General features: G+C 40.9%; 11 protein-coding genes. 2 read left to right on the top strand and 9 right to left on the bottom strand.

Features of this window, described 5'->3' with window-relative positions:
* Positions 1–291: 291 nt before the first annotated feature.
* From N9I19_RS15175 to N9I19_RS15160, 4 genes are all read right to left on the bottom strand, one after another.
* Positions 292–507 carry a hypothetical protein gene (locus N9I19_RS15175; RefSeq protein ID WP_317778268.1) on the bottom strand — a complete coding sequence of 72 codons (216 nt, stop codon included), beginning with the start codon at positions 505–507 and terminating at the stop codon, positions 292–294.
* A 274-nt stretch (positions 508–781) separates the two neighbouring features.
* Positions 782–3,115 carry an RNA polymerase recycling motor HelD gene (gene helD, locus N9I19_RS15170; protein ID WP_317778267.1) on the bottom strand — a complete coding sequence of 778 codons (2,334 nt, stop codon included), beginning with the start codon at positions 3,113–3,115 and terminating at the stop codon, positions 782–784.
* Positions 3,116–3,495: 380 nt separating this feature from the next.
* Complete coding sequence (locus N9I19_RS15165) at positions 3,496–4,473, bottom strand: 2-hydroxyacid dehydrogenase (protein WP_317778282.1); 978 nt, start codon at positions 4,471–4,473, stop codon at positions 3,496–3,498.
* 95 nt (positions 4,474–4,568) lie between these two features.
* Positions 4,569–5,891: an Nramp family divalent metal transporter gene (locus tag N9I19_RS15160; RefSeq protein ID WP_317778266.1), complete on the bottom strand. Its 1,323-nt coding sequence runs from the start codon at positions 5,889–5,891 to the stop codon at positions 4,569–4,571.
* A gap of 436 nt (positions 5,892–6,327) precedes the next feature.
* Here N9I19_RS15160 and N9I19_RS15155 point away from each other — a divergent pair, with 436 nt between their 5' ends.
* Both N9I19_RS15155 and N9I19_RS15145 read left to right on the top strand, forming a co-directional pair.
* Entirely contained in the window at positions 6,328–6,633 is a 306-nt protein-coding gene (locus N9I19_RS15155) for a hypothetical protein (protein ID WP_317778265.1), read from the top strand.
* Positions 6,634–6,795: 162 nt separating this feature from the next.
* Positions 6,796–7,653: a LysR substrate-binding domain-containing protein gene (locus N9I19_RS15145; RefSeq protein ID WP_486352019.1), complete on the top strand. Its 858-nt coding sequence runs from the start codon at positions 6,796–6,798 to the stop codon at positions 7,651–7,653.
* 55 nt (positions 7,654–7,708) lie between these two features.
* Here N9I19_RS15145 and N9I19_RS15140 read toward each other — a convergent pair whose 3' ends face one another.
* The 5 genes from N9I19_RS15140 to N9I19_RS15120 form a co-directional block, all read right to left on the bottom strand.
* Positions 7,709–8,266, bottom strand: coding sequence for a competence protein ComK (locus N9I19_RS15140; RefSeq protein WP_284469766.1), 558 nt, complete (start codon positions 8,264–8,266; stop codon positions 7,709–7,711).
* Between the two features lie 155 nt (positions 8,267–8,421).
* On the bottom strand, positions 8,422–9,453 hold the full coding sequence (locus N9I19_RS15135; protein WP_317778264.1) for a DNA sulfur modification protein DndB: 1,032 nt from the start codon (positions 9,451–9,453) through the stop codon (positions 8,422–8,424).
* Positions 9,440–10,546, bottom strand: a complete 1,107-nt coding sequence (locus N9I19_RS15130; protein ID WP_317778263.1) for a DNA sulfur modification protein DndB — start codon at positions 10,544–10,546, stop codon at positions 9,440–9,442. Before N9I19_RS15130 ends, N9I19_RS15135 begins: the two co-directional genes overlap by 14 nt.
* Before the next feature lie 345 nt (positions 10,547–10,891).
* Complete coding sequence (locus N9I19_RS15125) at positions 10,892–11,209, bottom strand: protealysin inhibitor emfourin (protein ID WP_089362984.1); 318 nt, start codon at positions 11,207–11,209, stop codon at positions 10,892–10,894.
* 32 nt (positions 11,210–11,241) lie between these two features.
* Positions 11,242–12,300: a M4 family metallopeptidase gene (locus N9I19_RS15120; protein WP_089362985.1), complete on the bottom strand. Its 1,059-nt coding sequence runs from the start codon at positions 12,298–12,300 to the stop codon at positions 11,242–11,244.
* Positions 12,301–12,527: the final 227 nt, after the last annotated feature.

The following is a 12,527-nucleotide window of genomic DNA, read 5'->3' as shown; positions in this document are numbered from 1 at the left end:
GGCGCAAAGAGCGCCAAGAAGGCTCCCGGACCGCCCGCGGAAAGCGAGTGCCTGGTGTGGAAAGAACGTTCTAACTTTACAAACCCTCAAAAAAACTAAAATCGATTATCGAGTTTGTCTACAGACTGAAGAGCCCGTCCTTTATACCAGGAACTTATCAAGATCACGAAAAAAACCTGCATAGAACTAAAGTCTACACAGGTTTCAAAAAAGCTGTTTTCCATATTGTATAACCATAAACCAATAATCCTATAATGTAATTACCTTAAACACCCTACTAAGTTGGAGAATCTACTTTAAAGCGCGAGTGTAATTAAATGTGTCTTTGTTTTGAGGAACATCAGGATCTTTTTTCCCGGCAGGCTGCACTGCTCTTCCTGTATTTCCACTATAGCCATCTTCCACAGGCCCTGGATAATGATAATGTCCATCATTAACTGTTTGAGTTGTTGATTCACCAGTCGCCTGGCTTCCTCCCGTTTCCACCTGTTCTTTATCGTTATTCAATTCATCTCCTCCTTTTCTAAAGATTCTTTTATAGTATTTGATAAAAGAATAATAAAATTAAAGGAGAAAAAAGGAAGCGCTATTAGTTATACGTCTAATCTAATTAATCAGGAAAGGACTGAGTAATTAGATTAGGGTTTTTATTTGCTGTTTCATACACCCTGAAAATCAGGCAGAAAGGAGTAAGTGTTATTCAGTTATTCAACCTGAAGTTTCTTTATTCCCTCCTCATCAGTATTACTCCACTCCCAAAAACCTGATAACTCCCCCTTTGTTAATCAAAGGCCAGAAAGTCCATTGCATCGTTTTGCAAGAAAGGACTGGGTTCGCCAACAGTATATATCTGTAAGTCATGCATAGCCCTGGTGCATGCGGTGTAGAATAATCTTCGTAAGCTCTCATCGCCATATGTTTGCACAGATGCATCATAAATGATGACAGCATCAAACTCGATGCCCTTGGCCAAATAAGCCGGAATAACAACAACACCCTGTTCATATTCATTTGTGCCTTTCTGTACGAGTTTAATTTCACCAATGATACTAAGGGCATCGTATGCAGCGGCACTTTCGGCAGCGGATTTACAGATTATTGCGATGGTATTATATTCACGGCTTTGTAAGTCTTTGACTTTAGACACGATATTGTGGTGCAATTCATCACGGTTTGACACTTGAGTCAGTACAGGCTTCTCGCCTTCACGGTCGAATGCCTTAATTCGATGGCCTTCAGGAACTAGTTCACGTGTAAATTCTATAATCTGCTTAGTGGATCTGTAGCTTTGATCCAAGGTTATACTCTCGGTTTCACTTACTCCGTATAAACTGGTAAGAGTCTGGAAATCCACCCGTTCGCTGGCATGTGCAAATATCGCCTGGTTAAAGTCACCGAGCACGGTCATCCTTGCAGAAGGAAACAACCGTTTCAAAAACTCGAATTGAAATGGAGAATAATCTTGTGCTTCGTCTACAAGCACGTATTTTATTGAGGAATTCGTCTGAAATCCTACAATTAGCTCCTTCAGCAGCAAAAATGGAGTCGCGTCTTCGTAATGCAGTTTACCTTCGTCCAGCATTTTTTGCGTTGATATGCATATTTCCCTTTCGACAGGTGTTTCACCCTCATTCCACAGTTCACTCCGTATTTGTTCGTCAAAGAGTTGCTTGTATATTCCCTTAATATTGATAAAATGAAGGGCTTCTACCCGTTTGCGTAACGTCTTCAATTTCTTGCGAACAATCATACGCGTGAGCATTTTTTGCTCTTTCTCATAATCGTCAAAGGAATCTTCAGTTTCGCCGCGTTTTTTCTGTAAGTAGGTGTATACCTTTTGATAGTCTTCTTTGCTTAGGTACTCGATTTCCTCCTGGACCCAAGGTTTTTTCAACTCAGACTTTTCCGTTTCATCAAGTAACTCACATAACCAGTCTTTCAACTTTTCAACCCTATTGTGAAACCTTAGTGTAGTGTCTGTGTTATAAAATCTTTCTAAGATTTGTTTGGCGGAGACGAGCGTTTCCCCCCGAAACTTTAACCCTCTAAAGATCATTCCAGAAAGTTCTAGTGATTGTCTGTATGTTTTGATTATCTCAAAGAAGCGAATCGATGCCTTAAATTGGATACTCGCTGTCCTAGTGCTATAGGAAGGATCATCCGCTGCAGTCAACAAAAATTCTAATTGCTCATAAGGATCCTCAACTTGAAACGAGTCAGTCAGACGATGATCCAAGTATTCCTGGAATGTTACCTGCTGCATATTCTCTTCGCCAAGTTCGGGCAACACATTTGATACGTAGTTATTAAACATGGAGTTAGGGGAGAATAGAATGATTTGGTCGGCTTTTAGCCATTCCCGATTCTTGTAGAGCAAGTAAGCGATCCGTTGGAGGGCAGCTGATGTCTTGCCGCTGCCAGCGGCACCTTGAACAATGAGCAGACGTCCGCGATCGTTCCGGATGATCCTATTTTGCTCCCGTTGAATGGTGGCAACAATACTGTGCATATGCTTATCTGTTCCCTTGCCAAGCACCTGCTGCAGGATCTCATCTCCAATGGTGAGACTCGTATCGAACATTGATTCGATAACGCCTCCCTTGATCATGTATTGCCATTTTTTCTCCAACATCCCCCGAATTATGCCACCGGGAGTAGAGTATTCTACAGGACCCGGAGGATAGTCATAATAAACACTTGAAATCGGAGCCCTCCAATCGTAGATAATGAAGTTTTCTCCTGTTGTATCAGTAAGAGTGGAGGTCCCGATATAAATTTGTTCCGTAAGGGAAGACCCTTCTTCAGTGACATCGATCCGGCCGAAATAAGGCACTTCCTGCATGCGGCGCAGTGTTGACAACCTCTTGAAGGAATATCTATGTGCGCCTTCGCTTTGTGACAAGTCTTGAGCCTGCTGCCTTAAGCCAATGATGGTCTCGAGGTAATCATCGAAAGTATCGATATTAACCTTGAGGTCATCCCAGAAATGTTTACGGATATTAACAACTTCTTTTTTACGCTTTGAAGTTTCTCCTTCAATTTTGCTGATTTGTTTCGTAATTGTTTTTATCACCCCGTCCAAACGTTCTTGCTCCTGCCGAATTTCATCGTTCATATCAGACACTCCTTCAAAAAATAAAAATAGGGGTTGACTAAAGGTGAGCTTTACCTTATACTTATAGTAAGGGATAAACTGTAATATTATATTGATAAATGTGTTTCTATACTAATTTATCATAACTACTGAATTATATCAATGTATATTTCATAACAGTTTCCATAATGAATCGGCGTTTTAAAGTCATTAACCAGTTGAGCAAGTAGCTTGACTGGTTATTTTTTTATGACTATCTACATGTTACTCATGTTTTTCATAATAGCTGCAACACTCACACCAACGGTTGATTCGTTGTAACGATGAATAATCCGGAACTAAAAAAATGGATAGCCCCAAATAAGGCTATCCAGCTTAATCTATAAATGCTGTCTAAAAGATCACTTTACCTTTACCCCAGATTTGATCAAGGTAGGCGGAGTTTCTCCCTGTAATCCGGCTACAAGGTTGGTTGCTGCCAGCATCGCCATTTTCAGGCGGGTTTCATATGTTGCGGAACCGATATGAGGCAAAGTGACGACATTCTTCATGGAAAGCAATGGATTGTCCTCCTTGACGGGCTCTTGTACAAAAACATCCAGTCCTGCCGCGTGAATTTCACCGGTTTTTAGCGCAGTGATCAAGGCTTCTTCATCAACGGTTTTCCCTCTTGAACAATTGATGAAGATGGCAGTCTCTTTCATGAGCTTGAATTCTTTTTCCCCCATCATCTTTTCAGTTTGGGGAGTCAGCGGTGTCATCAAGCAGACAAAATCAGATTGCTTTAACAGATCTTCCAGAGAACAGTATGTAGCTCCATACTTTTGTTCTGCTTCTTCGTTTCTAGATCTGTTGTGATAGAGGATGTTCATATCGAATCCAAAACGGGCCCTTTTTGAAACGGCAGAGCCTATTCCGCCCATCCCGATAATCCCTAATACTTTATGATGGACGTCAAGCCCAAACGATTTTTCTCCGATGTTCGATGACCATTGCCCTGACTTTACCATTTGATCCATCTCTGGCATTCTTCTCGCTGTGGACAGCATCAAGCCCATAATCGTATCTGCGACTGTTTCATTCAATACCTCAGGAGTGTTCGTGGCCATGATTCCGCGATTGGACAGCTCCGTTATATCCAAATTGTCATAACCAACTGACGAATTACAGACGATTTTTAATTGCGGTGCTTGATCCAGTAAAGTTTTATCCACTTTTAATCCTGAACCTAATATACCTTGTGCGTTCTTCAGCTCTTGAAGAAATTCAGGATAATTTTGTGAGTTAAGACCTTCAAAATAAACGACATCACAAGTCTTTTGAATATAATCCAATACTTCTTGATCCACTTTCTTATAAATGATTACTTTCGGTTTCATCATTAGTACCCTCACCTCCAATAAAGTAGGACCCCATCGGGATCAAATGCAGACACATGTATTTTGAAATACCTCTACCTATAATCTACCATTATTTAAAAAAAGGTTGTAGCTAATTGAATGGCGGACCAAACTGCTAAAATGGAAGCTAAAGATAGAATGATATTTTCGAACCAATTGTTTTTATATTTTCCCATCAAGCTTTTTTTATTTGATAGCACCAGCATCCCAATAGCGATAACCGGAAAACCGATGATGTTTATTGCATTTACGCCAATTGTTAATGCGATGAAACCAGGCATGCCGGGAATGGACCAAATGATTGGCGTAACCAATACAAAAATCATAACCCATTTATACATTGGATCTTTTTCATATTTACCATCGTACTTTTCGCGACGATCCTTATTTATTACGTAAAAGGCATCTACTATCAATCTAGGAAAACCAGTTGACTTGCCTACTACACTCGCGAACAATACGCCAAATACACCAAGATAGAAAATGTACCAGCCAAATTGTCCTAACGACATTTGTAATGCCATTGCCAAGTCATCAATCGTTTCCACATGAATTCCCTTCGGTTTTAAAATTTCTGCCCCAACAACCCAAATGGCCAAATTAATCACGATGCAAACTCCGATGGCAAACAGCAAATCATTTCTTTGAATCTTTACATGACTCGGTTTCGTCCAGCCCTTTTCCTTCATGAAATATGGATGAACAAAGTTCGAAATCGATCCTGCCACTGCACCGATAATTGAAATCGCTACCAATAATGCTCCATGAACGCCAGTATCACTTGGAATACTAAAACCAACTGTTCCCTTAATGATTTGCCCCACATCCGGTGTTGCTTGAATGGCCAGGAACAAGAAGGCAATGGTCAATAATGCCAAAAGCACTTTCATTACACTTTCAATTCTATTATAAATATTTCTGCCAATAAGCATAAAAACTAATCCTACAACGACCATTGAAGCTAAGAATGGCTGGTTAACATGGCATAGGGTCGATAAAACCTCTCCCGCTCCCTTAATCATATATGCATTAAAAAGATGACCCATTATTAATGCATAACCAAACATGAAGTAACCGAAGAATGGGTGGATACGTCCATATCCTTCAAGTATGGTTAACCCCTCTGTGTTACAGAGCTGGAATCTGGCGATAACATTAACGATAAGAAAACGAAGGATTAATGACAGAGCTAAAATCCACATTAAGCTATATCCATAATCTGCCCCGGCTACAGAAGAAGTCACCAGATCTCCGGCTCCAAGCCACGTCAACACGGCAAGAATCCCCGGACCATAAGATGTTTTAAACTTCGTGATGAAATTGGGTTTCTTACTGACGACCTCCGGAACAATCACAGTAGATTCAGCAAGGTTTGATTGATTTTTCAAGTTATTCACTCCATTCCAACGAGTAATGTATTCGCTTTCATTTTTTTCTAAAGCATTAATACTTTGATAACCCTAGACATACAGATAATGAAATTATGCCAAGACTTTATGTCATTTCCGAATTGACATAAAGTGTACGCTGCAGTATGTTGTCATGCTTCATGTTGAAGTGAATCAGCTCGTTAAAAAAGCTCCCCTTCCATTTAATTGAATGTTTTGACTATTTACATTGAAATTGTAAGACAAATTAAAATGTAAGTCAATCATAATATTTAGAAGTTTTTTTAACGCATTAAAAAACTTTAGACACTTCGTACATGTTGACACATTCAAGAGAATTGGCGTTGTTGCGGGTTAGAAAAAAACAGGATCATTACCATACGGATAAGGACGTGCGAATAGATTAAAGCCATAAGCGGATAATATAAGCGAAGGAGTGAAATATATGCCACAAGAAAATAACAATGATCCATTTAATAATGTTGATAGAGACCCAACTAATAATCCCACTACTACTAATAATGATGACAACGATACAATTGACAGACCTGTAATGATTGATGATGGTTTGAACCCCGGATTTCAAAGGGAAGAACGTCCTAGCCCTAATCGTGATATCCTAACAATAGAGGGAGTTGCAAACATTAGAGAACGTTTTCCTTCGGATCATGAGAGACTTATGAGCAGAATCAATCTTGGTGATGCACTAATAAATCGAGAAAATACACATACTGGACGGTATGAAAGATAAAAAGTATATCTTTTAATGGAAGATTAACCGCGAGAAAAAGCTAAAGACCTGTATAGGCTTTAGCTTTTTATTCATTTTTCGAATAAAAACATAAAAAAAGACCGCTGGTGCCTACACACCAAACGGTAATGTTATAGAAGGTCCCTGGGGAGGGGGAATACTATGAGTAACAAAATTATATATTATATCCTGCCTGTAACGCCGATTTCTTCACCAGTGATGGCTGCTGCACCTTCTGAAGCTAGGAATACGGCCGTTGCACCAATTTCTGATGGTTCAAGTAAACGCTTGATCCATTGTTTGCCTAGAATGTGGTGGTTTAGAGCTTCTTCTACTGTTGTAATCGAGCATTTTTATGACGAATTGGATGATATTAAGAACAGTAAAAAGGGAAATATAAAAATGGGCATTTTCTCCACGCTAGGAACGGACATTTTCTCTGAACTCATGGCACTATTCCACAAAGAATATCCCCTTATCACTGTGCGATTTGTGGAGGATGGCGCCCTTCATTTAAAAAACACCCTACTTCAAGGCGAACTTGATTTAGTGGTGATGCCCCTGCCCATTGATGATGAGTTTGAAAGCATTCCATTCATGAAAGGCGATTTACGTCTTGTTGTTCATCAGAATCATCGACTTGCCGATCAAGAAACGGTATTGTGGGAAGATTTAAAGGAAGAAAGCTTCATCATCTTTCGGGAGGGCTACCAAGTTCATGAATTGATCATGCAGGCATGTAAGCTAAACGGCTTTGAACCAAACGTCATTTGCGAAACTTCACAGTGGAAATTCATCATGGAAATGGTCTCTTTTAATCAAGGAATAACGATCCTCCCCCAAAGTGATTTAGAACAAATTGATGTTAGTGAAGGAAAGATTAAAGTCATTCACCTTAACCCCCGTATTAACTGGCAAATCGGCATCGCTTGGAAAAAGGACAGTTATCTCTCTTACGCTACTAGAACTTGGATCGATTTCATTAAAACTAACCTAGAAGGCAGCAGAAACAATCAATGATATGTTGAAAATTCAAAAGACCGCCAATTCGGCGGTCTTCCTCTCATTGATTTTATTATGCCTTCCCTTTCACCCTGTAATGAACCTCCCCAGGTTCTTTGCAAAAGGTGATTCCGCTTCCCGGCTCGTAATAAAAGGTTTTTTTGCCCAAAGAGCGTCCATGGAAGGTCGTATGCAGATAGGATGCTTGGTCCCTTTTGAAGGCAAGCTGATTTTTGCTTAAGGATACAGGAAGGCAATGGCCATAGTCTGTGTGGACCAATGTTTCTTTTTCGTTCATTTCCTCGAGGTCACTAATGTGAATGTAGGAAAACCAGACCCCTCCTCTTTTCCGGAATGAGCGGGAGGAGAACCAGACCATTCCCAGCTGGGCATTTATGCAGACGGGCAGCCTGTATTTACCGCCAAGTACGGATTTGGCTGCTGCAAGACCGCCATCCAGATCCAAGCCAAAGTGGTTTAGCGTGTTATTCAGGATTTCCTGGCGCGGTTGTGCAACATGGAATGTGTTCTCTCCCTCCACTACTGTGGTCATCTCGACACCATTTGAATCGTAACGCTCCATCATTCCCACCGTTTCCATATTCAATAAATAGTTTTTTCGTATCATCATTCCATTCACTCCCCATTTCACTATTCATTTTTTAGGAGTATACTGGTTATAGAGGCAGGTATACTCCTGCTCGCAAGCCCTTAGGTGATTGTCTGACCGGACGTGCTCACCTAGGGGTTTTTTACTGTTTTCAAAATCACATTTCCCTCACCTCCTCAACAGCTATACAGCCAACGCACCAGCTCTTCGATATTGTTTTTATCTTTGCTTAGGTGAAATAATGGCGGCCGTCCTTTGTAGGTTCCTTTAAACTCCTTCCAAATGGGATTGGCAGGACTCCAGTCCACCTCTTTCAATTTTGACATTCTCGTGGAAATCAGCTGTTGTCTTTGTTCGATATGCTGGTTTTCCATTTTGTCATTGGCATAAAGCGCAACGGCAACGAAAAGAGGGTAGCTGGCAAGCATGCATTTTGTGTAATCTCCCATCTGTTCGGCCGGGTATATGTCGAATAGTTCATTAAGATATAAATGAATGAGTGTGATGTATTCACTGTTAGAAAGCGGACTTGATGAAACTTTCTCTTCGATGTTTACGTGTACCTTCCCAGTCATGAAGATGCCGATGACCTGCCTCAATTGCGATAGCGATAGCAGGTTTTTATTGCCTGGTCGATTGATGGAACGCTTTTCAAGTTCGACACCGGCTGTTTTTAACGATTGATGAGTATGAAGCACCTGATTGGTAATGACGTTGAGGTTGTTTCGCGAGTCGAATGAAATCCGTTTGGAAAGGGCTACTTTCTTGCCTTTTAGATTGAGATCCAGATAGAGCTGGGATTCTTCCGCTTGTGTAAGCCCTTCAAATACTTGGATGGCAATCGAGCTTTCCTTCATGAGTGAATCCAGTTCGTAAGCTTGTTTCACTTTTTCTTCATCCTTCTTTAACGCTTTAAGGATACTGTCCTCCAATTGTGCGAAGGCCGCAATTCGTTGGGTTCCATCGATGATCGATAGTTCGAACGCTTCTCCATTAAGGATGGTTCCTTCCCTGCTGTTGGCAACGAGTGGTGGCAGATAGATATTTTTCGTTAAAGCATTGTCCAACAGATAATTCTTGATCGACCGGACCCGCAGCTGGTTGATTTCCCTAGTGGCGATTTGTCCATTGCGATACATGTGGACCAGTTCCATGATTGAGTAGGAAACCATTTTCCTTCTTTTCCGGTCCAATTCACCTAGAATCATGCAGCCATCCTCCTTCCTGTTCTATTTTTCGTTTGAACACGAGAGCCGTTTTCTGGATGGCGTTTGTAGTCGAATGGTTTTTGACTCTTTTTTTAAAGGGATCGTAGATGTGTGAAAACAAGGGATCCTCATGCTTCCATGTGCAGGCTTCTTTCAATGGCAGCATGTGATCGATTGCTTCTTCATAGGGGATTTCATGATGTTTGTGAAGTTGGTGGATCGTTTGGGCAAGGGCTATTTGAATGCCGGAATAGCCGGATGTGAATGTTTTCCGGTCTGCCATCTTCTTCGGAAAGATTTCCAGCCATGATTCGAAAAATGCGGTTGCGATGCTGATCATTTCGTCTTTGGTTACATCACCATAATTGGCTTTGCCCGTTTTCACGGAGACGTTTCCTTCAAATAAAGCGATAAGGCAGCGCCTCATGATCGTCAGCGAAGTCAACGCCGTACAGTTCACTGTTATCCTCGAAAGGGTGGCTTCTATCTCCATCTCACTTTCTAATATCCTGGCAATGTCCCGTGTCAGTTCTGCATATTCATCCCGCTGATCGTACTTCATCACCAATCCTATATGCGGCTCTTTTCGCTTCGTATTAATATCATTGAATAGCTGTCTTTCTTCATGCGTTTCCAGATTTAAATAGATTTGAATGGTGACGGGGTAGGTCTTTAACTTATCAATTTGATTTTGAAGCTTTTCCGCTTGCTTAAAGTTACCGATTTCTTCTTCCGCTTCCTTCCGCGCCCTTAAGTGACTGATGGCTGAAATTAGGGCGTAGGTCCTGTGCTGACCATCAAGTATGTATATTTTGCTTCCTGGTGGCAGTTCTCCTCCATCGTTCACTTCTTTGATCGCTCCCCTGCTCGAGAAGATGAACGGGGAAAAGTAAAAGTCCCCTTCCGATACAGAATCGATGATGAACTCCCTGATTTCAGTCCTTCTATTGAGATCAAGCTTTCTTTGAACCGCCTCATCGACTTCGAATATTGCCTCCAATGTGGAGAATTGGATTTGCGAGATCAATATGCTCTTCCCGAATTGGGTACAGCTGTTTCCGGGTATCGTCACTTTCATTTCTTGATATGTCATTCACTTCACCTCTCTGTGACCATTATCCTATTTTATGCATTTTTTGTAAAACCGCTCTGTTTTTACCCTCTATCAAAATTCGTTCCCTATTGTGACTCAATTACCTGTTTGACTGGCTAACTCTTTACAAGCTCTCATTAAAGAGCTATACTTTCCAATTTCCTTTTCAAATCTGCTACTCTATATCGATATTTCCTTGTTATTTTGTGTCCATTTAGAGAACAAACAGCCAAAATCCATGTAAAAAGTGAAATGAAATGACATTTTTGTGAATTTTTAAGAACACGTAAAAAAAAGTCTATCTGAATGATAGACTTTTTTCTTCTAAATTTGATTAAAGTTAATCTATTCTGCCATCTTTATTTCAATGGCTAAGTTACGTAAGTAATCCAATAAGGGCCGTATTTCCTCCGGGGCTGTTGTGTCAGTAAATGAGAAGGACTGTTTCTGCTTTTCATCGGCTATATCCAGCTTGTATGAAAACGAGTCCGCTCCTTGGGCTTTGGCTCCAGCCATTTTACTTAGGTGGGCATTAGGAAGGTCAGCTGTCTTCATTAAATTCAGTAATTCCTCATTTTTTCCCTCTGGCAATTCATCTGTGTCTATCTTAAAGTTCAAGTCGAGGTTGGCAAATCCCCCTATGCAGCTAAATTGGATATGCATGTTAAATGAAGCCTCCTATTCATGGATTATGACTACTCAGGCAGTCCAACCGCTTTAAAAGCATTTTCAATTGTCCCTACAGCTGTTTTCGGAACTTCTCCACTATCAACAAGTTTTTGCGCTGACTTGATGACAATTTGTACGAATTGATTGAAATTTGCCGTTGCAAATAAATTCTGCATCGCATTGAACCAGATCAAAGCCGCTTTGTCCGTTCCGATCTCCATCGATACTAGATAAAAGGCCTTGTTTGGTATACCGCTATTGATATGGACACCATGATTATCCCGATCTCCTTTATAGAAGTTCCTCATGTGATCAGGCTGCAAATCTTTCCCCATTAACTTATTGTCAAATGCAGTACCTGGTGCTTTCATCGAACGGAGCGCCTGTCCTTTCAGTGATGGTCCCATTATATCAGCACCGATTAGCCAATCTGCATCTCCCGCTGTTTGCTTTAAATGAAATTGTTTTATGGCAATTCCAAACGCATCCGAAAGATGTTCATTCAAGGCCCCAGACTGACCATCATACTCCAATCCACTTGTGAACTGCGTAACCCCATGTGTAAGTTCGTGTCCAATAACATCGAGTGAATTGGCAAAATTGCTAAAGATGACCCCATCGCCGTCACCAAATACCATTTCATCCCCGTCCCAATAGGCATTCGTGAATTTATTCCCATAATGAACGTTCAGAATGAGATCAAGGCCTTTGTTATCAATTGAATTACGATGCAAGACATCCTTGAAATAGTCACGCACAACTCCGCTATAATCATATGCAGCGTTAACTACTGGGTCTGCACTTGATCGATCCCCTTCTTTCCTGGCCTCATTCTCCCGGAGTTTCGTTCCTCCCTTGCAATCATAAACATGGCGGGCAGATTCTCCACGAGGACCAGATCCTGCATCAGTTAAAGCGACAACACCATCAATATCATATTCTTTCAAGATTCTGCGCCTGCGCATATGACGGCTTTTCGCTAAACTGACCCGCGCTTCTTCCACATCATTTTGTGCCAAATTCTCAAGAATATAGTTAGGTACGATGAAACACTGACACTTTTTGGAACAATCTCTTTTGTGCATATTCAACACTCCTTCATGTTTTTTTTTTCGATCCATTAGATTTTCGTTATACAATAATGCCACGCGTCTGTCTTCAACATCCTTCATGGTATTTATCCGTTTATCCGTAAGTTAACTTGATGCTTTTCCTATATTCAACACATTTCTATAGATTACTTTCGCCATACTTACCTCATTTCCCTTCCTACTGTACTACTTGCTAACTCTTTCTCAGCAAGTTCGCTCCT

The sequence above is a fragment of the Peribacillus sp. CSMR9 genome (assembly GCF_033141925.1).
Lineage (GTDB): Bacteria > Bacillota > Bacilli > Bacillales > DSM-1321 > Peribacillus > Peribacillus simplex_A.
Note: the sequence above shows the minus strand (reverse complement) of the source record. Positions and strands in the feature narration are given on the sequence as shown.